Annotated in this window: 23 protein-coding genes and 2 pseudogenes; 15 read left to right on the top strand and 10 right to left on the bottom strand. The window is 72.1% G+C overall.

The genetic code is table 11. The annotated features are described in order from the left end of the window. Positions 1–74: 74 nt before the first annotated feature. Positions 75–284 carry a helix-turn-helix transcriptional regulator gene (locus GCU60_RS12045; RefSeq protein ID WP_163205498.1) on the bottom strand — a complete coding sequence of 70 codons (210 nt, stop codon included), beginning with the start codon at positions 282–284 and terminating at the stop codon, positions 75–77. A 1,054-nt stretch (positions 285–1,338) separates the two neighbouring features. Here GCU60_RS12045 and GCU60_RS12040 point away from each other — a divergent pair. Next, a complete protein-coding gene (locus GCU60_RS12040; protein ID WP_239521087.1) occupies positions 1,339–2,445 on the top strand; it encodes an ArdC-like ssDNA-binding domain-containing protein in 1,107 nt (368 codons plus the stop codon). A 16-nt stretch (positions 2,446–2,461) separates the two neighbouring features. After that, positions 2,462–2,848: a hypothetical protein gene (locus GCU60_RS12035; protein WP_239521085.1), complete on the top strand. Its 387-nt coding sequence runs from the start codon at positions 2,462–2,464 to the stop codon at positions 2,846–2,848. 290 nt (positions 2,849–3,138) lie between these two features. Here the strand turns inward: GCU60_RS12035 and GCU60_RS12030 are convergent, their stop codons facing one another. From GCU60_RS12030 to GCU60_RS12005, 6 genes are all read right to left on the bottom strand, one after another. After that, the gene (locus GCU60_RS12030; RefSeq protein ID WP_345770554.1) at positions 3,139–4,248 is read right to left on the bottom strand and encodes a maleylacetate reductase; all 1,110 of its coding nucleotides are present in this window, start codon (positions 4,246–4,248) and stop codon (positions 3,139–3,141) included. Then, positions 4,245–5,183 (bottom strand): intradiol ring-cleavage dioxygenase, encoded by a 939-nt coding sequence (locus tag GCU60_RS12025; protein ID WP_345770553.1) that lies wholly within the window; start codon positions 5,181–5,183, stop codon positions 4,245–4,247. Before GCU60_RS12025 ends, GCU60_RS12030 begins: the two co-directional genes overlap by 4 nt. 169 nt (positions 5,184–5,352) lie before the next feature. After that, positions 5,353–6,123, bottom strand: a complete 771-nt coding sequence (locus GCU60_RS12020) for an FAD synthetase family protein (RefSeq protein WP_163205496.1) — start codon at positions 6,121–6,123, stop codon at positions 5,353–5,355. Between the two features lie 131 nt (positions 6,124–6,254). Further along, a complete protein-coding gene (locus GCU60_RS12015) occupies positions 6,255–7,862 on the bottom strand; it encodes a 4-hydroxyphenylacetate 3-hydroxylase family protein (RefSeq protein WP_163205494.1) in 1,608 nt (535 codons plus the stop codon). Continuing rightward, the gene (locus GCU60_RS12010) at positions 7,859–8,302 is read right to left on the bottom strand and encodes a nuclear transport factor 2 family protein (protein ID WP_163205492.1); all 444 of its coding nucleotides are present in this window, start codon (positions 8,300–8,302) and stop codon (positions 7,859–7,861) included. The genes GCU60_RS12015 and GCU60_RS12010 overlap by 4 nt, the downstream gene beginning before the upstream one ends. A 55-nt stretch (positions 8,303–8,357) precedes the next feature. Then, positions 8,358–11,396 (bottom strand): BTAD domain-containing putative transcriptional regulator, encoded by a 3,039-nt coding sequence (locus tag GCU60_RS12005; protein ID WP_163205490.1) that lies wholly within the window; start codon positions 11,394–11,396, stop codon positions 8,358–8,360. Between the two features lie 118 nt (positions 11,397–11,514). Here GCU60_RS12005 and GCU60_RS12000 point away from each other — a divergent pair, with 118 nt between their 5' ends. The 4 genes from GCU60_RS12000 to GCU60_RS11985 all read left to right on the top strand — a co-directional run bounded on the left by GCU60_RS12000 (position 11,515) and on the right by GCU60_RS11985 (position 16,092). Then, entirely contained in the window at positions 11,515–12,663 is a 1,149-nt protein-coding gene (locus tag GCU60_RS12000) for a flavin reductase (RefSeq protein WP_163205488.1), read from the top strand. Beyond that, on the top strand, positions 12,663–13,922 hold the full coding sequence (locus GCU60_RS11995; protein WP_163205485.1) for a bifunctional 3,4-dihydroxy-2-butanone-4-phosphate synthase/GTP cyclohydrolase II: 1,260 nt from the start codon (positions 12,663–12,665) through the stop codon (positions 13,920–13,922). Before GCU60_RS12000 ends, GCU60_RS11995 begins: the two co-directional genes overlap by 1 nt. A 348-nt stretch (positions 13,923–14,270) precedes the next feature. Continuing rightward, positions 14,271–15,137, top strand: a complete 867-nt coding sequence (locus GCU60_RS11990) for a fumarylacetoacetate hydrolase family protein (RefSeq protein ID WP_163205483.1) — start codon at positions 14,271–14,273, stop codon at positions 15,135–15,137. A gap of 34 nt (positions 15,138–15,171) precedes the next feature. After that, a complete protein-coding gene (locus GCU60_RS11985) occupies positions 15,172–16,092 on the top strand; it encodes a VOC family protein (RefSeq protein ID WP_163205481.1) in 921 nt (306 codons plus the stop codon). Between the two features lie 186 nt (positions 16,093–16,278). Here the strand turns inward: GCU60_RS11985 and GCU60_RS20325 are convergent, their stop codons facing one another. Both GCU60_RS20325 and GCU60_RS22095 read right to left on the bottom strand, forming a co-directional pair. Continuing rightward, on the bottom strand, positions 16,279–16,461 hold the full coding sequence (locus GCU60_RS20325; RefSeq protein ID WP_239521082.1) for a hypothetical protein: 183 nt from the start codon (positions 16,459–16,461) through the stop codon (positions 16,279–16,281). A gap of 78 nt (positions 16,462–16,539) precedes the next feature. Continuing rightward, positions 16,540–16,620, bottom strand: a pseudogene (locus GCU60_RS22095) (transposase); the annotation flags it as partial. 321 nt (positions 16,621–16,941) lie between these two features. On the opposite strand from GCU60_RS22095, the gene mobF reads away from it, so the two are divergent. The 9 genes and pseudogenes from mobF to GCU60_RS11940 all read left to right on the top strand — a co-directional run bounded on the left by mobF (position 16,942) and on the right by GCU60_RS11940 (position 25,620). Next, positions 16,942–20,604: a MobF family relaxase gene (mobF, locus tag GCU60_RS11975; RefSeq protein ID WP_163205477.1), complete on the top strand. Its 3,663-nt coding sequence runs from the start codon at positions 16,942–16,944 to the stop codon at positions 20,602–20,604. A gap of 121 nt (positions 20,605–20,725) precedes the next feature. Beyond that, positions 20,726–21,034 (top strand): annotated as a pseudogene (locus GCU60_RS22090) (site-specific integrase); the annotation flags it as partial. Between the two features lie 6 nt (positions 21,035–21,040). After that, on the top strand, positions 21,041–21,835 hold the full coding sequence (locus GCU60_RS11970) for a tyrosine-type recombinase/integrase (RefSeq protein WP_345770552.1): 795 nt from the start codon (positions 21,041–21,043) through the stop codon (positions 21,833–21,835). Between the two features lie 51 nt (positions 21,836–21,886). Then, complete coding sequence (locus GCU60_RS11965; RefSeq protein WP_239521081.1) at positions 21,887–22,639, top strand: CpaF family protein; 753 nt, start codon at positions 21,887–21,889, stop codon at positions 22,637–22,639. Between the two features lie 13 nt (positions 22,640–22,652). Beyond that, positions 22,653–23,516: a type II secretion system F family protein gene (locus GCU60_RS11960; protein ID WP_163205473.1), complete on the top strand. Its 864-nt coding sequence runs from the start codon at positions 22,653–22,655 to the stop codon at positions 23,514–23,516. Next, positions 23,513–24,454, top strand: a complete 942-nt coding sequence (locus tag GCU60_RS11955; protein WP_163205471.1) for a type II secretion system F family protein — start codon at positions 23,513–23,515, stop codon at positions 24,452–24,454. The genes GCU60_RS11960 and GCU60_RS11955 overlap by 4 nt, the downstream gene beginning before the upstream one ends. A gap of 23 nt (positions 24,455–24,477) precedes the next feature. After that, on the top strand, positions 24,478–24,687 hold the full coding sequence (locus GCU60_RS11950; RefSeq protein ID WP_163205469.1) for a hypothetical protein: 210 nt from the start codon (positions 24,478–24,480) through the stop codon (positions 24,685–24,687). After that, a complete protein-coding gene (locus GCU60_RS11945) occupies positions 24,680–25,156 on the top strand; it encodes a TadE/TadG family type IV pilus assembly protein (protein WP_345770551.1) in 477 nt (158 codons plus the stop codon). Before GCU60_RS11950 ends, GCU60_RS11945 begins: the two co-directional genes overlap by 8 nt. Then, a complete protein-coding gene (locus tag GCU60_RS11940; protein WP_163205467.1) occupies positions 25,153–25,620 on the top strand; it encodes a hypothetical protein in 468 nt (155 codons plus the stop codon). The genes GCU60_RS11945 and GCU60_RS11940 overlap by 4 nt, the downstream gene beginning before the upstream one ends. Positions 25,621–25,701: 81 nt before the next feature. Here the strand turns inward: GCU60_RS11940 and GCU60_RS11935 are convergent, their stop codons facing one another. Continuing rightward, positions 25,702–25,899, bottom strand: a complete 198-nt coding sequence (locus GCU60_RS11935; RefSeq protein WP_163205465.1) for a hypothetical protein — start codon at positions 25,897–25,899, stop codon at positions 25,702–25,704. Between the last annotated feature and the right edge of the window lie 150 nt (positions 25,900–26,049).

The raw sequence follows: 26,049 nt of genomic DNA, 5'->3' as shown, positions 1-26,049 counted from the left end.
CCACCGACCTCACCGCGTCCCCGGCGTCCGAAAGCGGCCCCGCTCCCGTCCAGCCGCTGTCCGCAGGTGCGGGGCTATCGGTGCGGGGACTGGTCTGCTTGTGCGTCGATCCAGGTGCGCAGGTCGGCGCGGCGGTAGAGGACGCGCCGGCCGAGTCGGAAGCTGTTCGGGCCGATGCCGAGGTGTCGCCAGTACCGAAGGGTGGCCACCGGCGCGCGGAGCACGTCCGCGGCCTCGGTGATGGTGAGCAACTCGGGCTCGTGGTCGGCGGTGGGGTCGGGCATGTCTGGCTCCCGGGCGGTGGTGGGCGGTGCCTTCACCACAGAAGGCGCCATTTCGGGCCCGGTGGTGACACTTCACAGCCAGCTTTGTCTGACGGTCTCCGGTTGTTCTCCTGTAGCGGCCGCTTCTGGCGCGTCACCTCAGGGATGGAGGCCCTTCATCTGCCGACGCCGGGGTCGGCGCCGGGACAGCCGGTGGACGGCCCCGGTCCTGCGGCTGGGGTTCGGCCTCGTCCCGATGAGCAGTCTCCCGGGGACCGCCTCCAGTTCGTCTCCGGCCGATGCCCGGTTGTCCGCCGCGACGCTGTCCCTGACCGACCTTCGCGACCTGCGCTTCTGCAGCACGTTCTCCGGTAGGCCGAGGACAGTCGGGGGCCCGTGGTTGCACAGAGGCTGGAGAACTGGAGGTCCGCTGCTGATCTGGGGTTCCTCCAGTTGTCCTCCTGTTGTCCTCCAGTCCGCTGATGAAGGCCGTGAGCATCGGGGCGCTCCCGCGCAATCGGTCCCTGTGGACAACGGCTCCTGTCCACAGGAAACGGACGGACGCCCTCGGCAAGCGCCGGCCTGGCCACGCTCGACTCATGGCACTGGACACCGCACTCGGTCCACGGCGAGTCGGCAGGGCCCGTGACCGGTCTGCCAGGGCCCCCCGCGACGTGTCGGGTGACCGGGGCTCGCCATCCGGTGGGCCCGCCGCCGGCGTCGTCGCGCCGCGACGGTTGGGGCAGGCCAGGAGCCCCCTTCGGGCCACGCTGCGCGCGGCGCCGGCTGCGCCGTCGTCTAGGTCCGCCTGCGGCGGGCTGTCCTTGCTGGTCCCCCGACCCGTCCGGCAGCTCAGCGTAGGGGCCTCCCGCGCCGTCTCCTCCCGACCGGACCAAGATCCTTCCGCCCTTCGGGCGCTGCGCTGCGGAAGCAGTCTTGGTCCGCTCGTCCCCCGCCGTCGCTCCCGGCCCCTGAGCAGAGCTCTTTGCCGGACGGGCCGGGGGAATGGGTGGCAGGACACCGATTCCGTGGTCCCTCCCGTACCGGCTTCGGCTACATCTTCGGGAGGGTCCAGATGACCAGCACCAGCAGCACAACGAGCAGCAGTCGCACCGGCAAGGGCGAGCGGGGCAGGCGCGCTCACCTCAGCGAGGTGGCGCGAGAAGCCGCCGACGCCGCGCGGGCAGCGAAGATCGCCGCCCTGCACGAGCAGATCGGCGAGCAGGTCGACGCGCTCACCGCCGACCCGCAGTGGCGGGCGATGCTCGATGCCGCCGCGAAGTTCCACACCTACAGCCTCAACAACCAGCTGCTGATCGAGCTGCAGGCCGCGCGGCTGGGCATCAGCCCCACCCGGGTTGCTGGGTTCGGCACCTGGAGGGCGCTGGGCCGCAGCGTGGTCAAGGGGTCCACCGGGCTCGCGGTCCTGGCCCCCTGCACTTACGCCCCCAAGGACACCCGAGCCGACACCGGCACCGGGCAGGACACCCGTCAGGCCTCACCCGCCGCCACGACGGCGACAGGGACGGCGGCGGAGCCGGCCGGCAGGGACACCGAACGACCGGCCGGGGGGCGGGTGCTGCGCGGCTTCCGGATCGCGCACGTCTTCGACATCTCCCAGACCGACGGCGATCCGCTGCCCGACGTTGTGCCGGAGCTGCTGACCGGTGACGCCCCTGCCGCCCTGTGGGAGGCGCTGGCCGCCCAAGTCGCCGCGCACGGCTACACGCTCGCCCGCGAGGCCTGCGGGCAGGCCAACGGCGTCACCGACCCGGCCGCCCGAACCGTGCGGGTCCGCCCGGACGTCGCCGACGCGCAGGCGGTCAAGACCCTCGCCCACGAGCTGGCGCACATCGAGTGCGGGCACACCACCGAGGGCTACGACTATCGGGGCTGCCGCGGGGAGGCGGAGGCCGAAGCCGAGTCCGTCGCCTACATCGTCACCGCCTGGGCCGGGCTGGACGCCGGCGTCTACACCGTCCCCTACGTCGCTGCCTGGTCGGCCGGGGACACCGACGTCGTCCGCGCCGCCGCGGCCACGGTGACCGCCGCCGCCCGCCGCATCCTCGACCACCTCGACGGCGCCGAGGGCCCCGAGAACCCGTCCGGGGATGGGGAAACCGCCCCGCCCGCCGGACCGGTCACGCAGGCCGTGGGCGCCCGCGTCCTCGCCACCGCCTGAGCGGGGAGAGCAAGACATGACCGCCACCAGCACCCCCGCCGACAGCACGCCCTCCGACAGCACCCCCACCGCGCAGAGCATCGAAGGAGAACCCGCCATGACCACGACCACGACAGTCACCGCCCTGAACACCGGCCCGGAGGGCACGCCCGACGAGCCTTCCGCGACCGAGAACGCTCAAGGTGCCGGGATCGAGCAGCGCAACAAGGAGCACGTCGACTCGGCCGGCACCGGCGGCGCACGCGCCGGAACGGCCGAGGACAGCGGCCGGGCACACCGGCTGGTGTGGCTGGACCCCCGGGACTGGCCGTGCACCCCCGCAACATCCGCGACGACCTCGGCGACCTGTCCGGGCTGGCCGACTCCATCGCCGCCCAGGGTGTGCTGGAGGCCCTCACCGTGATCCCGCACCTCGCCGCCGACGGCACGCCTGGTCACCAAATCGTCGCCGAGCACCGGCAGGCGGCCGCCACGATCCTCGCCGGAGTCACCCCCCATCGACGTGGAAAACGCCCTTCTGCGCGCCGCCCTGGACGACTAACCCGACGAGGCCGCGGACCTCCTGCTGATCACCTTCGGCCACTGGTACGAGCAGCGACCGGGCTGGTGATCGCCATCGCGCGCGCCCTCGCCTTGTAGCGATCGACGCCCTCCTCCGCACACGCAGCGCGTCCCTCCGCCCCGCCTCACGTGTCAGCCGGCGCTCGTGCCCGGAAGGACCCGGGAGGTGCCGCCGACCGCGCCGGGTGGGTCCCCGCGCCAGGCCGCACGGAGCAGGCGGTCGATGCCCTCCCGGCTCAGCGGCCGAGGGTTGGCGTACGGACTGGCCAGGGCGATCTCCACGACGCGGGAGATGTCGTCGACGGCCATGCCAAGCTCGCGCAGCGAGCGCGGCGCTCCGAGCCGGCCGGCCAGCTCCCACAGCGCGCGGGCCGGGTCCGGGACGTCGCCGAGCGCGCGGGATAGGGCCGCCACGGCCTGCGGTGCTGCTGGCTGGTTGTAGGCGAGGGCGTACGGCAGCACTACGGTGTGGGTCTCCGCGTGCGGCAGGTCCAGCGTCCCGCCGAGCGTGTGGCAGAGCTTGTGGTGCAGCGACATGGTGGTTGCGCCCAGCACCGCGCCGCACAGCCAGGCGCCGTACTGGGCCTGGGCGCGGGCCTCGAGGTCGGTGCCGTCGGCCACGATGGCGGGCAGCGCCGCTGCCAGGGCCCGTGCCCCCTCCTCGGCCATCAGAGAGACGATCGGCGAGGCGTCCGGGGCGTAGAGGCCCTCGACCGCGTGGGCGATCGCGTTGATCCCGCTCGTGACCGACAGCCGCGTCGGCAGGCTGGTCGTGAGCTCGGGGTCGTAGAGGACGCTGCGCGGCAGCACGCGCTCGTCGCGGCCGGTCCGTTTCTCCCCCGACTCGGTGAGTCCCCAGATGGTGGTCATCTCGGACCCGGCGTAGGTGGTCGGGACGGCCACCACGGGCAGGCCGTGCTCCAGCGCGATCGCCTTGCCTAGCCCGATCGCCGAGCCGCCGCCGACGGCGACGCAGCCGTCGGCGCCGAGCTCGCGGGCGAGGTCCCGGGCACGGGTCGCTACCTCGACGGGGACGTGCATGCGCGCCTCGGCCAGCACCCCGGCGGCCCGCTCGCCGAGCGCGGCGGCGACCTGCCGGCCGACCTTCTCCTGCTCCGGCGAGCAGAGCACCAGCACCCGGGACAACCCGAGGGCCTCGACCTCCGCAGGCAGCCCGAGCAACGCCCCAGCGCCGAAGACCACCCGCATCGGCAGCGCGGAATAGCGGAAGGACCGGGTCACGCCAGCGCGCCGGGCACGGGGATCGGTTGCACCTCGGCCGGCTGCGCCGCCAGCGGCGCCTGCTCCTCGCGCAGCAGGGTGACGTCGAAGTGCACGGTGCGGAACGGGTTGGGTAGCCCGACCTCGGCCGCTCTCGCCGGGGCGTCGACAACAGGGAACTCCCGGATCAGGCTGTCCTTGACGCCGAAGACGGCGTCGGAGTCGATGTAGGGATCCCCGGCGACGAACACGTGGGTGGTGACCGGCCGGTAGCCGGCGGCGGTGACGATGAAGTGCACGTGCGCAGGGCGGTAGGGGTGCCGCCCGGTGGCGGCGAGCAGTTCTCCCACCGGCCCGTCGGCGGGGATCGGGTAGTAGCGCGGCACGATCGACCGGAACCAGAACCCGCCACCGGCGTCGGTGGTGAATAGGCCTCGCAGGTTGCGCTCGGGCTGGATACCGGGTTGCTGGACGTCGTAGAAGCCGTCCTCGTTGGCCTGCCAGACATCCACCTGCGCGCCGGCCAGCGGCTCGCCGTCAGGCCCGCTGACCTGCCCGGTGATCAGGCAGGGCGCGCCCTTGCCGTCCAGAGCGATGTTGGCACCCAGTTCACGCGGCGGGGACTCCACCATGTGGAAAGGACCAAGGACCGTGGATTCGGTCGAGGTGCCGCCGGTGCGGTGGTTCATCGTCTCGACCAGCATCGAGACGCCGAGGATGTCGGAGAGCAGGATGAACTCCTGTCGCACGCCGTCGCACTGCTGACCGGTGGCGGTCAGGAAGGCAATCGCCTTGCCCCACTCGGCTTCGGTCAGCTCCACGTCCTTGACGAAGGCATGCACGTGCCGCACCAGCGAGGTCATGACCTGGCGTAGGCGTTCATCCCGCGTGCCTTGGAAGCTCGCCGCGACCACCGCGGCCGACCGCTCCTCACTGAACAATTCCTGTCCGTTCACCTGATCTCCTGATGTGTCACGGCCGCATTTCCGGCCGCCAGCGCCATGATTGTTGAGGAGGCTGCGCCGTCTGGAGCTGCACCGGCGGGTGGTTGCCGCGCCGTGAAGTCCACATCAGGGCTGCGGACCCGGCCGAGCAGCACGGCATCCCGGCCGTCGGAGATTGTGATCACGACGCCATTCCGTAGACGAAGGGATGCGAGAGACGACCGAGTCGGCTTGGGCCAGGCGGCGATGTCACTGCGTCGCAGGGCAGCTCCACCCGCAGCAGAACGGGACAACGGACGGCGACGGGGGCGGCGACGCGCACCTCGACCGGCCCGTCCCCGGCGACGGTGGCGAGAACGGGCCAGCCGAGAGCTCGTCCGGCGTAGATGCCGGGCGCGGGCACTGCGGTTCCGGGTTCCGGCGAGATGTGGACCCGGCCGGGCTGCGGCGCCATGGTCGCCCGACCCTCCAGCTCAAACGGGCGGCCGAGCAGCCCGGCGGCGGCGGCCAGCTCCCCGGCGGCAATGTGCGCGCGGATGCGGCTGGACGAGGCACCCGCCTGCAGCGGCAGCTCGTCGACGGCGAAGCCCAGCCGGCGCAGTGTATCGGCGTCCCCCGCGGCACGGACGCCGAAGCGGAAGCCCTCCCCCACGATCACACGTTCCGTGCCGATCGGCCGCAGCACCTGCTCGGCCCAGTCCTCGGCGCTCATCCGGGCGACCTCCTCGGTGAAGGCGGCTACGAGCACGTCCGCGGCCCCGGCGTCGGCAAGCAGTTCGAAGCGGCGGTCAAGGGTGGTGATCAGCGAGACCGCTCGCCCCAGGACCCGACGCGGGTGCGGATCGAAAGTGACGACGGTCGGCACGAGCCCGGTGCCGTAGGCGCGCGCCACCAAGCCACGATGTCCGCAGTGGACGCCGTCGAATGTGCCGAGGGCGACGGCGCGGGGCACCCGTGGCAGGGCGCCGGGATTTGTGTTCACGCGCATGGGGAGTCCTCCCGTCGCAGTAGTAGCCATCGGTCTGTGATCCGGCGGTGAGCCGAGCCGGAGGGTATGCCCCTCCGGCCCGGCCCACCGCGTGGTCACACGTCGCTGGCCAGTTCCTCGGTCGGCTTCTGCGCCTCTGCGATGTAGCCCTTGTGCACGTCCTGCGCGCGGGCGTACTCGGGCTGGAAGCGGACGCTGGCGTAGTGCGACTTCTGCTCCGCCTCCTGCGCTCGGTGGCCGAGCTCGGCCGTGTCGCCGAAGTCGAGGACCTCGCGGGCGAGCTCGGTCAAGGGGCCGTCCACCTGATATTCGGTGCGCTGCATGGTGAGCAGGTTGATCAGGTAGAGCGGCGTGCCGTTGAACTTCTCGAACATCTCGTGCCGGGTGCCCCACTCGGTGAGGAACCGCTCGCTGATCTGCCGGAAGATCTTGATCCGGTCACGCGCGCTGATCTCGGCGCCGCGGAGCGCCTCCTCCAGCTTCGGCCCGAGGTAGGGGTGGTCCAACTCGCGCCTGGTCGGCTGCATGACCACGCCGCGACCACAGAAGTCGATCAGTCGGTTGACCATCTCGTGCTGGTGCTCGAGGTAGTGGGCGCGGCCGAAGTCCGCGAAGATGTTGTTTGGCTTGTAGAGCCCGCCGGGCGTGTGGAAGCCGGTCTCCTCGGCCGCGATCATGAACGCCCGGCAGGTCTCCCGGAAGCGGATCAGCTCGGCCAGCTGCTGCTGCACGACCGGATTGTTCGCCGTGCCCAGCGCCTGGGTGATCAGCAGGGCCAGCCCCACCATCAGCTCCGCGTGCACGGTGTGCCTGATCTGGGTCTCCAGGTGCACCCAGTCGAACTGCCGCTGCGGGTACCACTTGGCGTGGTCGGGGTTGCCGATGTGCTGCACCTGCTCCCACGGGATGAGCACGTCGTCGAAGTACGCCATCGCGTCCAGCTCGTCCCCGATGGTGGCCAGCGGCCGGTCGTACGGGTCGGCGTCCGGGGTGGCACGCGACTCGCGGGCGACGATGCTTATCCCGGGCGTCGCGATCGGCACGAGCGCGTAGACGGTCTGTTCCGGCGTCTGGCCGGGGCGCCACAAGTTGCCGATCAGCAGGTGGTTCACAAAGGGTACGGAGGTCCCGATGGCCTTCCAGCCGCGGACCAGGATGCCCTCATCCTTCTCCTCGATGATCTTCAGCATCGGAGTCTCGGCCAGCGCGTCGTCCCGGCCGCGGTCGAACTGGATGTCGATGAACATCGGCGTGATGGCGTGGTCCTTGGATGTGACTTCTTCCCACTGCCGCTCGATGTTGCCCGACAGGTCGCGGTGCTTGCCCTTGAAGCGCGAGTTCTCCGCCCACGGCGCCGGGTCGTCGACCTGCATGAACATCACGACGTTCATGCCCTCTGGCGGCCGGGTGAAGATGCCGCCCTTAAAGTGCCGGAACAAGAACTCGCAGTACTCGCGTCGGCGCACGGCGTCTTCCTTCGACCGCGGCAGGAACCAGTGCATCGACTGCCGGTTGCCGTTCTCGTCGATGAAGGTGGTGATGTCCTGATGCTTGGGGTCTAGGTGCAGGTCGTAGTAGTCGGCGATGGCCTGCGCGTAGCCGCGGGTCTTCGGGTGCGTGGTGATGTCCTCGATCAGCTCGCCGCCGACGTAAACGCGCCGACCGTCGCGCAGGGACTCCAGGTATTCCTGACCGGTTCTCATGCCGTCGTTTCTCCTTCGGGTGATGTGGTGGGTGATGTGGTGGGCGCCATCTGGCGCTGAAAGGTGGCGCTGTCCCAGAAGTCCTGGGACAGCCGGATCAGCCCCGAGTCGGTCTCGAGCACGTGTACGCCGCGCAGCTCCAGGCGCTGCCCGCCGGCCGGGAACGGCCCCATGTCCTGCTGGAGGGTTCCCGTGAGCAGGTACGTGCCGAAGGCCCTGCCGTCGTGCTCGAGCTGTTTCGAGGGCGTCCACCGCGCATCGGGGAAGGCGGTGAACAGGCGGTGCAGTCCGGCGGCGATGGCCTCGCGGCCACGGGCCGGACGTCCGACGGCGACGTCCTCGTGCGTGCCGTCCCGCACATAGAGCTCGGCGGCCGCGTCGGCGTCGTGCCGGTTGTAGGCCTCGTAGAGCGCGGCGAGGACCTGATTGTGTGCTGCCATGCCGCGGAACCCTGCGGCCCGGGCCGTTAACGACTGAGAAACCGGCGGCGAGCGCTCAGCGCCGCAGCTGGTCCAGCAGGCGGCTCGTCGCCTCCGAAGGGAACAGGTCCAGCTCCTCCAGGGACGCGCGGCAGCGCCGGAAGGTGGCGATCAGCCGGTCTTCGTCACCCAGCGCGCTCGCGATGCGCATGGCCAGCCGCCAGGCGCTCTCCTTGTACGGATCCTCGGCCAGGGCACGTTCCACGAGTTCCTCCGCCTGCCCGAGGCGTTCGGCGGCGAATGAGAGCTGGGCCGCCGTCAGCCGGGCCTCGACCAGCCACGCGTCGATCTCCCCTCGCCGTCGGGAGGCCCACTCCAACTCCACTCCCGACAGGTACGGGCCGGCGTCGGCGATCTCCAAGGCTCGGAGCAGCACGCTCAGGCGCGCCTCGCCCTGGAGGTGGGCCGCCTCGGTGAACAGCGCCTCCAGCCGCCCACTGTCGGTATCCAGCCGCACCGGCTCGGCGAAACCCAGGACCCCGTCCACGAACACCAGCCCCGCCTCCTCCGGCAACGCCTCCCGCAGCCGGTGGACCGCCTGGCGCAGGTAGGCCCGGGTCGACGGGTCATCGCGTCCGTCGAACAGCCCCTCAATCAGCTGGTCGCGGGTGGCCCGATGCTCCGGCGCCGCGGCGAGGAACGCCACGAGCAGGAGGCTCTTGGCGATGCGCGGCTTGACATCCCGGCCGTCGACGGCCAGTGCGATGCGCCCGAACTCGGTCAGCCGGAGGACCGTGCCCGCCGCCAGGTCGACGTGGACCGATCTCGCGCGCAGCGCGCGCCCCAGATCGTGCCACGGTGAGTCCGGCGCGACTTCGGCGTCGAGGCGGCGGGACACCACCCCGGGGAAATCGGCGACGGCCATGAGTAGCTGGTGGTTCGACCCCTGCCGGACCGCGGCGGCGAGCGCCCGGTCGGCCGCGGCGTCGGCCTCGTCGGCGTCGCCGCACCGCCAGAGGGCCTCGGCCAGGTAGACGGCCGCGGTCGGCAGGTCCAAGACGCGATCGGCCGCCTCCATGCTGCGCACCGCCCGGCGCAGTAGGGCGGCGGCTTCGCCGGCCGGACCCTGCGCCAGCAGCAGCGCCATTCCCCGCCAGGTGTCGATGGCTTCCCGGATGAAGGCGTACCGATCGCCACCGGCCGCGGCCACCTCGTCGAGGATGGCCACCGCGGCGGCCAGGTTCCCCGCGAGCCGGAGCTCGAGCTTCGCCTCGGTCAGCCGGTTCAGCCAGCTGAAGACAACCGAGCCGGTGGCCAGGATGAGCCCTCGTCCCCGCGCCATCACCTCCCGCGCCTCGTCGATACGGCCCAGGTCGATCATCAGCTCGGGCCCGACGATCCCGTGCATCCAGGCCGGCGACCAACCGCCCGCGTCCGCCGCGCGGTACAGCTCCAGCGCCTCGGTCAGCCGCCCGGTGGCGCGCAGCGCGCCGATCCGCCAGGGGGCCGACACGGCGCCCGCCCACGGCGAGGTCGGGGGCCGGACAACGTCCTGCAGCCGGCCGTGCGCGTAGTGCACCCGCATGACGAGGGCGTCCATGGGACCGCCGCTGAACGTCCGAGCGGCCGGTGACCGGCCGGGCTCGCCCTCCACCAGCGACATCAAGTAGCTGACCGCGTCGGTCTCGGGCCCCTGCTCGGCGACCGCCATGATTGTCCGGGCGTCCTCGACCCGCCCGAGGTGCCAGTAGCACCAGGTCAGCGCCGCAGCCGCGGTGGCCGACGCGTGGGCGAGCTCCGCCCGGGCGCCGGCTCGCTCGAGCCGGTCGGCGATCAGCCCACCCCGGCGGTAGTCCTCGCGCGTGATGGCCAGCATGAGTTCGGCGCCCGCCAGCCGCCGGCGACCGGGCTCGTCGGCGGGCGCCAGCGCGTCGAGCCAGCGTTCGGCGACCGCGAAGTCCAGCCGGTCGATCACCGCCCCGATGACCGCTTCGGCCGTCGACAACGCCGCGTCGAGGTCCCCGGCGGTCAGTAAGGACTCAACCGCCTCCTCGAGGTGCCCCTCGGACCGCAGCAGCTGCCCGTGCCGGCTCCGCAGCGCGCGTACCGCCTCGCTGTCGCGCCGCTGCAGCCGTGCCAGCAGGTACTCCCGAAAACGGGGGTGACAGCGCATGCCCTCGCTCCCCGCCGTCCAGTTGACCGGGAGGTGCCGCGTCCGCAGGGAGACCAGGCGTTCCTCGGGCCGGTGCAGGCCCAGGGCGGCGGCCCGGGCCGGGGTCACCTCGTCGAGCAGCGAGGTGGCGAAGAGAAAGTCCTGGTCTTCGGAGTCCAGCAGGTCGAGGATCTGCGAGGCAAGGTAGCCATGCAGCGGGTCCGCCTCCCCGCCGGCACCGACGACGTGCTCTTGCGAGCGCCAGGCCTCGAACAGCACGCCGGTCACCCAGCCGCCGGTCACCTCCACCGCCCGCGCGGGATCTATGCCGGTGCGGCCAACCCCGGCCAGCGCCTCGGCCGCTTCCTCTGGGGTGAACGCCAGCGCGGCCTCGCCGACGGCCGCGACCTGGTCCGGGCCGGTGCCCGGCCCGAGGTCCAGCGGCACGTCGACCCGGCTGAGAAGCACGACGCGGGCCGACGGCGGCGCATACCGCACGAGACCGCTCATGACCGCGCGCCCTTCGTCGGCATCGTCAATCGCGAACTGCTCGAGGCCGTCGATGACCAGGAGCAGCGGCACCTCCCCGATCGCCTCGGCGAGCAGGCCAGCGACCTCGGCATGCGGGATGCGCGCGGCGAGCGCCGCGCCGACGACGCCCTGCGCGTCGGGCACCTGCCCCGCGATGGCGGCTTCGAGGTAGACCAGGAGGCGGCCCGGCGCGGTGTCGGTGCCGTCCAAGGTCAGCCAGGCGAGGGGACGGCCGAGCATCGTGGCCGCCTGCACCACGGCCGTGGTCTTGCCCGCCCCCGCCGTCGCCGTCACCCAGACCAGGCGGTGCCGGTCGACGAGCTGCGCGACGAGGCGCGCCACGCGGGCGCGCGGCACCAGCCGGTCCGCGAGCGGCGGGACTGCGAGCTTGCTATGTATGACGGCTGCCGGGGGCCGATTCTCAGGGCGCATGGCCGGTCACCCTCGACATGCGCGCCATCATACCGACCGATTTCGGCTCCGTTAACAGGCCATCGACCACGCTCGGGATCGGTGATGCACGGCCCCCTCTCCCATCCCGAGGAGCAACATGAACCGCTCGGACACCGCGCCTACCCCGCGGGTGGACCAGACGGTCTTCCGCGACGTGGTCGGCCACTTCACCAGCGGCGTCACCGTTATTACTACGCGCTGCGACAAGCAACGGTTCGGCGTCACCGCCAGTGCCGTGTCTTCGCTGTCGATGGATCCACCCATGCTCTTGGTGTGCTTGAACCGTCGGCTGCCCACCAACGACGCCGTCCGCTCCTCAGGCGTGTTCGCGGTCAACATCCTCTCGGAGGACCAGGCAGAGCTGGCGACCCAGTTCGCGACCAGTCATCCCGACAAGTTCCGCAACGTCGCCGTGCGGGAGGGCTCGCTCGGTGTCCCGGTCCTGGCCGACGCCCTCGCCTCGCTGGAGTGCTCCGTCCAGGAACTCGTCGACGTGGCGACGCACACCGTCTTCGTCGCCGAGGTGCGCACGGCCGGCGCCTCCCCCGGTAGCCCGCTGGCCTACTACCGCGGCAGCTTCGGTCGCTTCGCCGAGGCGCTGGATGACTCGGTGTACCGCGAGCTGCGCGAGCGCGTCCTCAGCCGCGTCGTGTCGCTCGGTGAGTCGATCACCGTCGAGGACATCGCCGCGCAGCTCGACGTCGGCCGGGCGCCGGTGTTCCGCGCCCTCCAACAGTTGCGTTCCGACGGGCTGTTGAGCCCGCACCCCGAGCGCGGCTTCACGGTTACGCCGATCACGGTCGGGACCGCCTGGGCGGCCTACGACGCGCGCGCGGCCATCGAGTGCGGCGCGATTGACCAGGTCGGCCGGTCACTCACGGCTGAGCAGCTGACGCGGCTGCGTGGCGCGGCCGAGGGCACCCGCCCGTGGATCCGCGGCGGCCGGTTCGTCGATGTCGACGGCTACGTGTCCGCCAACACGGCGTTCCACGAGACGCTCGTGGAGCTGGCCGCCAACCCCTCGCTGCTGACCGCGTACCGGCGGCTGGCCCTGCCGACGGTGATGTCACAGGCGCTGCACGGCGTGGAGGAGACCCTCGACCGTTTCACGGACGACCACGTCGCCATCGCCGAGCTGCTGCAGGCGGGCGACGTCGAGGGCACTCGGGCGCTCGTGCTCGAGCACACCGAGGCCGGCAAGGAACGCGTCCGCATCGCGATCACCGCGGCCGGGGGGCTCTTCTGATGACCACTCGCCAGTCGCCCGCCGCGGCGGTGCAAGGAGCGCTCGCCGCCCTCGCCGCGGGCCGGATGATCGTCGTCGTCGACGACCCCGATCGCGAGGACGAGGGCGATCTCGTCGTCGCCGCAGAGTGTTTGACCGCCGCGCAGATGGCCTTCATGGTCCGGCATGGCACCGGGATCGTCTGCACCCCCATGTCGGCGGAACGCGCCGACGAGCTGCGGCTGCCGCCGATGGTCGCGCACAACACCGACGCCCACGGCACCGCGTTCACCGTCAGCGTGGACCACGCGGGGGCGGGCACCGGCGTCTCGGCGGCCGACCGGACGGCCACCGTTCACGCGCTCGCTGCACCCGGCACCCGGCCGGAAGAGCTGCGCCGCCCCGGGCACGTCTTCCCGCTGCGCGCCCGCAACGGCGGTGTGCTCGTGCGCGCCGGGCACACCGAGGCCGCTGTCGACCTGACCACCCTGGCCGGGCTGTCAGGGGTCGGGGTCATCACCGAGATCACCGCCGACGACGGCACCATGCCGCGCGGGGGCGACATCGCGGCGTTCTCCCGGCAACACGGCCTGCCGCTGCTGACGATCGCCGACCTGGTCCGCTACCGGCGTACCACCGAGCGCCTCGTGGAGCAGGTCGCCACCTCCGTGATGCCGACCGCGTTCGGTACCTTCCGAGCCGTCGCCTACCGCTCCGCCCTGGACAGGAGCGAGCACCTGGTCCTGGTTATGGGCGACGTCGCGGCGGCCGGCCGGGCCCCGCGCGGAGCCCTAGTGCGCGTGCACAGCGAGTGCCTCACCGGCGACATCCTCGGCTCGTTGCGCTGCGACTGCGGCGGCCAGCTCGAGCAGGCACTACGCGCCATCGCCGACGAAGGCTGCGGGGCGCTGGTCTATCTGCGCGGCCACGAGGGCCGCGGCATCGGCCTGGCCAACAAGATCCGCGCGTACGCGCTCCAGGACGACGGGCTGGACACCGTCGACGCCAATACGGCACAGGGGCTCACCGCCGACTCGCGTAGCTACGGCGTCGGCGCCCAGATCCTGGCCGACCTCGGCGTCACCAGACTACGGCTGATCACGAATAACCCCGCCAAGTTCGGCGGCCTGGACGGCTACGGCCTGATCGTCGTGGACCGCGTCGCGCTCCCCGCCGTCGAGACGGAGCACAACGTGCGCTACCTGCGCACCAAGCGCGAGCGCATGGGCCACCGGCTCGAGCTCTCTGCGGACGCGGTCGCATGTTCCGGGCAGGGCTGAGGTCATGCCGGAGAGGCGGTGCCAGAGCTTCCTGTTGAGCGACAGATGGGTGCAGGCCGCCGAGAACGTCTCCGTCGACCTGGGCTTCCCGCTGGGCATCCGCGAGGTCGGCTCCCGCGAGAGGGACGGCGACTGGGAGTCATCCGCGGCATCGGCGATGCGGGATGCCTCCTCGTGCGACCGGATCGCCACATCGCGTGTCGGGCCCACGAGGCACCCGCCGATCCGGCGGCCGAACTGCGCCGGGTCCTTGTCACGGTGCTCTCTCTGCCCGATGCGGCCGGCTGAACCCCCCGTCCACGACAGACACCACCGTCACCCTCCGATCCGATCCGAGGAGAACTCCCCGTGCGCATCGCCAATCTCTCCGGCCGACTGGTCCTCATCGCCCCGGACGGCGCATCGGCCGTCGACGTCGAGCGAGCCAGCAACGGCCGGTTCAGCTCCGACCCGCAGGCCGTCTACGACGACTGGTCCACGTTCACCGGCTGGGCCGCCGGTGCCGACCTCTCAGGTGGCGTCGCGTTTGCTGCGGAGGACCTGGGTCCGCCGACGCCCCGCCCCCGGCAACTCTTCGCCATCGGCCTGAACTACCGGGAGCACGCCGCCGAGTCAGGGTTCGCGGTCCCCGACGCCCCGACGGTCATGTTCACCAAGTGGGCTTCATGCCTCACCGGGCCGGTCACCGAGGTCATCCTGCCCCAGGGGGGGCATACGGACTGGGAGGTCGAGCTGGTTGTAGTCATCGGCCGCCGGACTCAGGACGTGAGTGAAGCCCAGGCTTGGGACCACGTCGCCGGGCTGACCGTCGGTCAGGACCTCTCCGAGCGGATCACCCAGATGGCCGGCCCGTCGCCGCAGTTCAGCCTCGCCAAGTCGCTGCCCGGCTTCGGCCCGATGGGGCCGTGGCTGGTCACTCCCGATGAGCTCGACGACCCTGACGACCTCGAACTGGGTTGCTCGGTCAACGGCGAGCAGATGCAGAAGGGTCGCACCCGTGACCTGATCTTCTCAGTGCCGGCCATGGTCGCGGCGCTCTCCCGCGCCCTGCCGCTGCTGCCGGGCGACGTCCTGTTCACCGGCACGCCGTCCGGTGTGGGCATGGGCCGACAACCGCAACGCTGGCTTGCGCCCGGTGACGAACTGGTCAGCCGCATTTCCGGCATCGGTGAACTCCGCCAGCGATTCGTTGCTTCCGGCACCAGCACGAATTGACCAATTCGTTTCGCGAGAAGAGGAGTCCATCGTCATGGCCCTGCACCGTCTCACCTCGGTCACCATCGGCGTACCGAACGTGGCGGAGACCGCCGCCTACTACACCGAGTTCGGGCTGACTCCGGAACCGGACGGCTGGTTCAGCACCCAGGACGGCGGCCGCCAACTGCGCATCGTTCAGGCGCCCACCCGCCGACTGATGGAGCTGCACGTCGGCGCTGACCACCCCGACGACATCGGCCGGGTCGCCGACGGGCTGCGGCGCCTGGGCATCGATGCGACCCGCGATCCCGAGCGCGTCACCGCGGTGGAGAAGGCCACCGGCGTGCGGGCCACCGTGGAGGTCGCGCCCCGGCTGAACCAGGCAGCCGTGGCGGCCACTGCATACAACGGGCCTGGTCGGGTGGAACGCCCGGGCGCCCGGGCGCCGGGCGTGCTGCGCACGGAGCGGGTCCGGCCCCGGAAACTGGGACACACCGTGCTAGGGACAACGGACCTGGCCGTCACCCGCACGTTCTTCATCGACGGCCTCGGGTTCAAACTCAGCGACGCAATCGCCGACCACGGGGTCTTCATGCGCTGTTCCACGGATCACCACAACGTACTGGTCCTGAAGGCCCCGGTGACCTTCCTGCACCACACGTCATGGCAGGTCGACGACATCGACGAGGTGGGCCGCGGCGCGGCCACGATGCTGGAAGGCCATCCGGAACGGCACGTGTGGGGCCTCGGCAGGCACCACGCCGGCTCGAACTTCTTCTGGTACCTGAAGGACCCCGCCGGCAACTTCAGTGAGTACTACTCCGACATGGACTGCATCGTCGATGACCAGTTGTGGACGCCGGAGACACTTGAGGGAGCCAAGGGCCTGTTCAACTGGGGGCCCCCGCCGCCCCCCTCGTTCCTCAAGCCGGAGGACCTCGGCGCCCTCATGACCGGCGCCCACAGCTGCTGACACTTCTGGCCACGTTCGTCCCGGCCGCGCACCCATCGTGACGGCGGGGGTGCCGGGCCGGGTGAGATCGCTCACCAGCGGTTCCGTGCCGTCGGCCGTACCGTTCGGCTTTCCCACGAACGGTACGGCCGAACCGGGCTGAGGTGGCCAGAGCCGATGGCAGCTATGAGAAAACTGCTACGGAACTCATCGAAGTGTCTCCCGCGTCTCACCGGCGTCGGCCCCGGCATGGACCACGTCGCGCCAGTTCTTGAGCATGAAGTAGGCCGAGACCAGCATCGAGTGGGCCACTTCGACCTGGGCGCGGGCCATGCCGCGGCGGCTGCTGAGCCAGCCGCGCTGGGCGCCCCGGTAGTTCTTGCCTTTCATCCGGCCACCGAGTCGGCGGCCTCGATCAGCATCGAGGTCAGCCACTTGTTGCCGTGCTGCTGCTCCGGCCCGCTTGCGCTTATCGGCCGACTCGTGCACCCCCGGCGCCAGGCCGGCCCAGGAGACCAGGTGCGCCGCGCAGGGGAAGCGGGAGGACATGTCCCCGCTCGGAGTCCGCCCGTAGCGTCTGGTCACGTGACACAGCGGCTGACGGCTGACACGAGCGTGAGGCGATCAGCTACAACCGACAATGTCCAACGATTCGACCAACAGATCTCAAACCGCCTTCGCCGATCATGCCCAGGTAATCTTATCTGAAGCCTTCACATTAGACGCCATCAATGCCGTCTAATGCCTTCACTCCAGACGGCACGCATGCTACCTTCGGGGGTAGCTCGGGCCCCGCTTTGCGGGGCCCATCGGCGTTTCTAGGGGTGACTTGTTGGTCATTGTTGGGTGGCGTTGGAAATGCGCGGAGGAATGAAGGTCTACGCCGGTTCGCCGGCCGCGGCCCGGCAGTACTTGGAGGCCGGCTGCGGCCGGGCGGATGACTACTACCTGGCCGAGGGAACCGGGTTCGCCCGCCGCTTCACCGCCGCCGAGGGAGGCGTGCGGGAGTTGCCGCCGCTGACCGGCGATACCTACGAGACGTGGGTCGCCGGCCACGACCCGGCGACTGGGGAACCACGCGGGCAGCTGCGCACCGACGGGCACGCGGTCCGGTTCGTCGAGGTGGTGGTCAACGGCCCGAAGACCTGGTCCCTGGCGGCCGCCCTGCACCCGGACATCGCTGCGGCGTACGAGGCCGCGCAGGACCGCGCCGCTGAACAGATCATCGGCTGGCTGGCGGAGCACGCCACTACCCGGGTCGGGCCGCGGGGCGGGCAGGTGCAGGTGCCGCTGGAGGTGCTGGAGGCGGTGACGGTGCGGCACTACACCTCCCGCGCGCAGGACCCGCACCGGCATCTGCACCTGCAGCTGCTGGCGCGGGTGTTCGCCGCCGGGAAATGGCGGGGCCTGCACACCGTCGGTGTCCGGGATTCGCTGAATGCGATCAACGGGATCGGGCACGCCGCGATGGCCTGTGATCCGGAATTGAACACCGCGTTCGCCGCGCACGGCTACACAAAGGACACCACTGGAGAAATCCGGGAGCTCTCCGAGTACGTCGGCCCGTTCAGCGCGCGGCACGCGCAGATCGCCCGGAATGTGGACCGCTACGAACGGGAATGGACCGCCGCGCACCCCGGCGAACACCCCGGCCCGGCGCTGCGCCGCGCGTGGGACACGCGGGCGTGGGCTGACGGGCGCCCGGACAAGGTCACCCCGCAGCCCGGAACGAAGCTGGAGGAACGCTGGCAGGCCGAGTTCGACGCCCTCGGCTACCGGCCCCGCGACCGCCCCGTCGCACTGCGCCCGACGCCGATCGGGGCCCTGGATCGACCGGCGGCGGTGGAGCGGGTGCTCGCGAGGCTGGCCGCCGGCCGCTCGGCGTGGAACACCGCGGATATCCGCGGGGAGGCCGAACGGCTGATCGCCGCCGCCGGTGTCGTGACCGACGCGGCGGTGCGCAATGAGCTGGCCGAGGACCTCACCGCCCGCACCATGGGCCGGTGCGTGCCGCTGCTGGATCGGGACGGGGCGCCCGAGCACATCCGGGCCTGGACCTCAGGCCCGGTGCTCGCCGTCGAGGCCGACCTCACCGCCCGGCTGGCCTCCCGCGCTACCGACCGGGCGGCCGGCGTCCGGGGCCCCGACCCGACACCGCCTGTCAGCGTCGCAGCCAGTGCCACCCGGCTGGATCCCGGACAGGCGGCGGCGGTCGCCGCGCTCGCCGGCCAGCGGCGCCTGGTCGTGATCGAGGGCGCGGCCGGCGCTGGCAAGACCACGACCCTCGCCGCCACCAGGACCCTGCTCGCCGAGCAGGGCCGCCGGCTGGTGGTCGTCACCCCGACGCTGAAGGCGGCCAAGGTCGCCGGCGCGGAGGTCGGCGCGGTCACCGGGTCGGCGGCCCGGCTGGCCTTCGAGTACGGCTGGCGCTGGAATGCCGACGGCGCCTGGACCCGCCTCGCCGTCGGCCATCCCGACCCGGTCACCGGCCGCGCCTATGCCGGACCGGCCGACGGGGCGCGGCTGCGGGCCGGTGACCTCCTCGTGGTGGACGAGGCGGGCATGCTGGATCAGGACACCGCCCGGGCCCTGCTGACGGTCGCCGACGAGTGCCGGGTGCACGTCGGCCTGCTCGGTGACCGGCATCAGCTCGCGGCGGTCGGTCGCGGTGGTGTCCTGGACCTCGCCGCGGCCCAGGTCGACCCGACCGAGCACCTGACATTGGTGGGGGTGCACCGCTTCACCCGCACCGACGCCATGGGCCGCACCACGACACCGGACACCGACTACGCCGACCTGACCCTCGCGATGCGCACCGGTGAGAAGCCGGGGAAGGTGTTCGACGCGCTGCTGGCCCGCGGGCAGATCCGGCTGCACCCCGACGCCGAGGCGCTGCGGGAGGCGCTGGCCGCCGGCGCGGCCGACTGCTACACCGCGGGGGAGCGGGTGGCCGTGGTGGTCGCCACGCGTGAGCAGGCGACCGCCCTCAATGCCGCCATCCGGGACCGGCTGGTCACCGAAGGCCGGGTCGACGACCGGCGCGTGGTGGTCACCGGGGGCGGGGAGCGGATCGGCGTCGGCGACCGGATCGCCACCCGCCGCAACGACCGCGACCTGCAGGTCGCCAACCGCGACGTGTGGATGGTCACCGGCGTCGACCGGGACGGCGGGCTGCTCGTCACCCCCGACGGCGAACCGCATGTCACCCCCGCCGACGGCGTGCTCGGCTCTGTCACCCCCGCCGTCACCCCGCCCGGGACAGGGGTGCGGGTGCTGCCCGCCGACTACGTCACCGCGCACGTGGAACTGGCCTATGCAACCACCGCGCACGGGGCCCAAGGCGACACCGTGACCGCCGCGCACCTGGTGGTCGGCGAGGACACCGGCGCGGCGGCGGCCTACGTCGGGATGACCCGCGGCCGTACCGCCAACACCGCCCACCTCGTGGCGGCCGACCCCGCCGATGCGCGGGAGCAGTGGCTCGCGGTCTTCGCCCGCGACCGCGCCGATCTCGGCCCGGCGCACGCCGCCCGGCTGGCCGCGGCCGAGGCCACCCGGTACGCCCAGCAGCGCCCGCTGGAGCAGGCGCTCGCCGAGCTGCACTCGGCGTGGACGGCCGAGCAGCGCTGCCTGGACCGGCTCGCCCACGACCTGCCGTGCCGGGACGCGCTGCGCCAGATCGTCGCGCTCGAGTCCGCCCACGCCGACCGGGCCGCCGCGCTCACCGATGCATATCGGCAGACAGGAATCGACGCCCGCCACGCCACCGCGCGGGCCGACGCCAGCGGCGCGCTCGTCACCGCCGAAACCGACCGGATCCGCGACACGCTGCTCGGCAGCTGGGACGCCGCGCGTGACGCCGCCCGCGACGCCGCGCAGATCCTGCTCGACGGTCCCGGCCGGCTCCAACTCCGGCGGGCGGCGGTGAACCGGGCCCGCGAGCAGCTCACGGACTGGGCGGACGCCTGGCGGCCCTACCTGCCCGCGATACCCACCGACCCGCAGCAGATCGCGCGCCTGGCTGACCGGGCCGACGACCGACCCCGGCTATGGACCGCCTTCGATTCCTACGCCCGCCACCATGCCGAACACGCCCACCCGGAGCACGCGCAGCTGCACGCGACCGCAGCCACCGCCCAGGAGACCCACCGGCACGCCGGGGCCGCGGTGGCCGACGCCCGCCGTCAGCACGAGAACCGGCTCGCCCGCTTCGGATCTCTCGCCTGGACCCTCGACCCGGCGGAGCGACTGTCCGACGCCGACCGGGACATCGCCGCCACTCAGGCAGAACTGGCCGCCATCCGAGCTCGCATCGCGCGCCTGACGGCCGAGCCGGCCCTCCTCGCCCAGCCGGTCAACCACCTCGTCCACGAGCGGGACAGGTGGCGGGCCCGCCACGACCACGAGCTCGCCACCACCCAGACACCCGCCTCCCTGTCGGCGCAGTCGCAGCTGGTCGTCCGACCGCCGCGCCCCGAGGACTTCCGACGGCTCGCACTACATCCCGACGCGGGCCTGGGGATGCCTCGGTGAATCCCCAGGGAGACGGGAGCAGGAAGACAAGTCCCATTCGCGGTGTCAGCGTTCGGGTCAGCAGACCAGCCGAGACTGCGCTGGCCAGGGCCAGATTCACGACCAGGGAAGGCGATGAGCGGTGGCGTCGATCGCAAGGCGGCCTGACGGCACATACCGGCCGCGGTACCGGGACGAGAACGGCAAGGAGCACGCCCGCCACTTCAAGCGCAAGGTCGACGCCCAGCGGTGGCTCGACGAACAGACCGCGGCGTTAGTGCGCGGTGACTGGGTTGACCCGAAGAGGGGCCGGAGCACCTTCCGTGCCTACGTTGCGACTTGGCTGCCGGCGCAGCCGCTACGGGACTCGTCCCGCCGGGCCTACGACTCCTATCTGCGGAATCATCTGTTGCCCACCTTCGGGGACAAGCGGCTGTCGGCAGTCACGCGAACTCAGGTGCTTGCATTCCGTCGCGGGATCGAGGCGAAGCTGTCGCCGACGACGAGTCGGCAGATGATGGCGCTGCTGGCCGGCATCTTCGCCGACGCCGTCGAGGACGGGTTCCTCGCCAAGTCACCGTGCCGGGACACCGTCCCGCCCCGGCCGCACCGGGAGAAGGTCGTCCCCTTGACGGTCGAGCAGGTCGCAGCCTTGGTCGACGCCGCGCCCGACCGGTACCGCGCCCTCGTCGTCCTGGGCGCGGGCTGTGGCCTCCGGCTCGGAGAGGCACTGGGCCTCAAGGTGAGCAGGGTCCGGTTCCTCGAGCGGGAGCTGGACGTCCTCGAGCAGCTGACGCTGGTGCCGGGGGCGCCGCCGAAGCTCGCACCGCCGAAGACCCGCGGAAGTATCCGCACTGTGCCACTGGCCGACGTAGTCGCCTCGGCGCTGGCCGAGCACCTGGCGGGCTTCCCGGCCGGAGCGGACGACCTCGTCTTCCGGTCGCGCACCGGCGGCCCGATCTGGGCCAACACCTTCAACAACTCGGTGTGGCAGCCGCTCCGCAAGCGCGCCGGCCTCCCGACCGCTCGGTTCCACGACCTGCGGCACTTCACCGCCTCGGCGCTGATCCGCTACGGGGAGTCGGTGAAGACCGTGGCACACGTCCTGGGCCACGCGGACGAGACGGAAACCCTGCGGACCTACTCGCACCTGTGGCCCGACGCGGACACCCGAACCCGTGCGGCTGTCGACGCGGCATTCGCGCCATCTGCGGACTCCGTGCGGACTGAGGGGGTCGCATACCTGCGCTGACCTGCGGAAAGAGGCTGGGAGCGCGTCATCCCGGACATCACCCGCCGGCACATGGCCGTCAACATCCGGAAGTTCGTGCTGCAGGCGCACAGCCTCGACGAGCTGGTGGCGCTGGGCACGCTGACCGGGCAGGCGTCCCGCTTCCTGGAGGCCGCCGTCGCATCTGGCTTGAACATCCTCGTCTCCGGCGGCACCCAGGCCGGGAAGACGACGCTGCTCAACTGCCTGTGCGCCGCCGTGCCCGCGCGCGAGCGGGTGATCACCTGCGAGGAGGTCTTCGAGCTGCGGGTGCCGCTGCCCGACGTCGTCTCGATGCAGACCCGCCAGCCCAACCTCGAGGGCGCCGGAGAGATCCCGCTGCGCCGGCTGGTGAAGGAGGCGCTGCGCATGCGGCCCTCCCGCATCGTGGTCGGCGAGGTGCGGCAGGAGGAGTGCCTCGACCTGCTCATCGCGCTCAACTCCGGCCTGCCGGGCATGTGCACGCTGCACGCCAACAGCGCCCGCGAAGCCGTGGTGAAGATGTGCACCCTGCCGCTGCTGGCCGGGGAGAACATCGGGACGTCGTTCGTCGTGCCGACCGTCGCCTCCAGCGTCGACCTGGTGGTGCACGCCGCCACCGACGCCGAGGGCCGCCGGCGGGTGCGGGAGATCGTCGCGCTGCCCGGCCGGGCGGAGGACGGCGTCGTCGAGACCGCCGACGTGTTCACCACCCGCGAGGGCCGGCTGGTGCGCGCCGACGGCTATCCGCCGCACGCCGATCGCTTCGCCGCCGCCGGGTTCGACCTGCCGGCGCTGCTGGCGTGACGGGGCAGCCGAGATGACCGAGTCCGGGGCCCTCCTCGGCCTGCTGCTCGGGGTGGGCCTGCTGCTGGTCTGGCGCAGCGGGTCGCGGGCCCCGAAGCGGCGCACCGACCCGCGGCGCCCGGGCCGGCGCCAGCAGCTGCTCGCCGCAGCCGGGCTCACCGGCATCAACGGCGCCCAGCTGCTCGCGCTGCAGGTCGGCGCGGGGCTGCTGGTGTTCGTCGTCGTCCTGCTCAGCACCGCCACGGTCACCGTCAGCATCGCCTTCGGGCTGTTCGGCTTCCTGCTGCCCCACGTGCAGGTGCGCCGGCTGGCCGGCAAGCGCCGGGCGGACCTGCGGGAGGTGTGGCCCGAGGTCGTCGACAACCTGGCGTCGGCCGTCCGCGCCGGGCTGTCGCTGCCCGAGGCGCTGGGGGCGCTCTCCACCCGGGGGCCGGAGGTGCTGCGCCCGCCGTTCGCCCGGTTCGCCGGTGAGTACCGCTCCAGCGGCCGCTTCAGCGCGGCGCTGGACCGGCTCAAGGACGACCTGGCCGACCCGGTGGGCGACCGCATCGTGGAGACGCTGCGGGTGGCCCGCGAGGTCGGCGGCAGCGACCTGGGCCGGGTGCTGCGGACGCTGTCGACGTTCCTCCGGGAGGACGCCCGCGCCCGCGCCGAGCTGGAGACGCGGCAGGGCTGGGTCGTGCAGGCCGCCCGGCTGGCGATCGCCGCGCCGTGGATCGTCCTGCTGCTGCTGGCCACCCAGTCCACGACGCTGGCCGCCTACGACTCGGCCCTGGGGACGGCGATCCTCGTCGGTGGGGGAGCGGTCTGCCTGGTGGCCTACCGGCTGATGCTGCGGATCGGGCGGCTGCCCGAGGACGTGCGGGTGCTCCAATGAGCGCGGGCATGGTGGGGATGCTGCTCGGGCTGGTGGCGGCGACCGGCCTGCTGCTCGCGCTCACCTACGCGCCGCCGTTCCGCTCGGTCCGCCTGGTCGACCGGCTCGCGCCCTACGTGCACGACACCCCGCCGCCGTCCCGGCTGCTGGGTACGGCCACGGAACCTGGGTTGCTCACCGCCGTGCTCCGGATCGCCGGCCCGTCCATCGGCAACGGCGCCCGCATCGTCGACCGGTTCCTCGGCGGGCGGGCGGCGGTGCGCCGTCGGCTCGACGCGCTCGGTGGCGAGCTGACCGTCGAGGACTTCCGCATCGAGCAGGTGGTGTGGGGCGGGCTGGGCCTGCTGGCGGCCGCCGTCGTCGCCACCGTGGGGTCGGTCGCCGCAGGCGACCTCAACGTGCTCTCCGCCGGGCTGCTGTGCGTCGCCGGCCTGGTCGGCGGCGTGCTGGGCCGTGACTGGTGGCTGACCCAGCAGGTCGAGCGCCGGGAGGAGCTGCTGCTCGCCGAGTTCCCGGTGGTCGCCGAGCTGCTGGCGCTGGCGGTGACGGCGGGGGAGAGCCCGACGGCGGCCATCGCCCGGGTGACCCGGCTCTCCGGCGGCGAGCTGGCGCGCGAACTCGGCGCCGCGCTCGGCCGCGCCCGCGCCGGCGTCCCGCTGGTCGACGCCCTCCAGCAGGTGGCCGACCGGACGTCACTGGACCCGCTGGCCCGGTTCATCGACGGCCTGCTCGTGGCCATCGAGCGCGGCACCCCGCTGGCCGAGGTGCTGCGCGCCCAGGCCGCCGACGTCCGGGAGGCCGGCAAGCGCCGGCTGCTCGAGGCCGGCGGGCGCAAGGAGATCGCCATGATGGTGCCGGTCGTCTTCCTGGTGCTGCCGGTCACCGTCCTCTTCGCCCTGTTCCCGGGCCTGATCAGCATCGTCTCGCTCTCGCAATGAGCGGAACCAGAAAGGACCGACCCATGCGCGCCTACGCGTACCTGTTCGCCACCCTGTCGGCGCTCGCCGACCGGGTCCGGGGCGAGGATCCCGAGCGGGGTGACGTGCCGGGCTGGGTGATGATCACCGTGATGACGGCGGCCCTGGTGCTCGCCATCCTCATCCCGTTCCGCGAGGCCATCACCGAGGCGGTCTCCAACGCGCTGACCTCCGTCACCGGCGCTGGTGGATAAGAGAGGACCTCGCTGCCCCCCACCGCTCGCAGGCTCGCGGCGGGCCCCTGCACCGAGGCCGTTCCAGCAGCTCCGCGAGGGGGACGACGGCGAGCGGGGTGCCGCCGTCGTCGACTTCGTCATGGTCTCGATGCTGATCGTGGCGCTGCTGCTGGCGGTGCTGCAGGTGGCGGTCTACGTGCACGTGCGCAACGTCGTCACCGCCAGCGCACAGGACGGGGCTCGGTACGCGGCCAACGCCGACGTCGACTCGGCCTCCGGCGCGGACCGCACCGTACAGGTCGTGGCGTCGGCGACCTCGGTGCAGACGGCGCAGGGGTTGTCCTGCACGTCGGGGGAGGAACCGGACCCCAGCGGGGCCACTCTGGTGGTGGTCCGCTGCACCGGCTCGGTGCCCTCGCTGCTGGCGGCGCTGGGCAACGTGCTGCCGCTGGAGGTCACCGGCCGGGCGCTCAAGGAGGGCTCGTGAGGTGGCTGCGGGCCCGGCTCGGAATGCTCGCCGAGGAGCGGGGCTCGGCACTGGTGGAGTTCGTGTTCATCGCGCTGGTCGTGTTCGTGCCGCTGGTCTACATCGTGGCCGGGTTCTCGGCCGTGCAGCGCGGGGTGTTCGCCTCGCAGGCCGCGGCCCGGGAGGCAGGCCGGGCGATGGGCACCGCGCCGGACCCGGTGACCGGGCAGGAGCGGGCGCTGCGGGCGGCGCAGCTGGCGGTGGAGGACCAGTCGGTCGACGTCACCGACATGCGGCTGGCCTACGCGCCGGCCGGTTCCGACTGCGACGCCGCGGGCAGCTACACCCCGACGCTGGCGCCGGGGGAGGAGTTCTCGGTGTGCGTGACCGTGACGGTGCGGATCCCGCTGCTGCCGGAGTTCATCGACGCCAACACCGCGACCGGCCAGTTCGTCGTCGAGCGAGACCGCTACGTCGACGGCTGACCCCGAGATCTCCTCGAACAGCGTCGAACGCTCACTGGTGGCAGGCGACGTACCAAGCGCCCGCCGCCTGCCACCCACGCTTCAGCGGCTCGGTACGCCGTTGTCGCATGCCAGCATGCAGGCGCACCTGGCCCTGTCGCGAGGGTCTTCGAAGACCGGGTACTCCCCGGGCGCGCGCTCGGCATCGTTGCCGAACTGTGCGTCGATCTCGCGCGCGACTGTGGTGTCCCCGCATTCGTCGAGGATGACCCACCTGTCGATCTTGGTCTGCTTGTCCATGTCACTCCTTGCGTCGTTGCGCCCACCACCCGGTGAGTCGTCGTGACGGTGTTCGGCTTGTCGGCGCACCGCACTAGGTGTACTGACCCGCTGCGTTGTTGACGCGGTCGATGGGTGAGCGTCCGCCGATGCCCAGGTGGGGCCGGTTCA

The organism is Blastococcus saxobsidens, assembly GCF_010682065.1.
Taxonomy (GTDB): domain Bacteria; phylum Actinomycetota; class Actinomycetes; order Mycobacteriales; family Geodermatophilaceae; genus Blastococcus; species Blastococcus saxobsidens_B.
The sequence above is the reverse complement of the archived record's forward strand: the minus strand, read 5'-3'. Positions and strand labels throughout refer to the sequence as shown.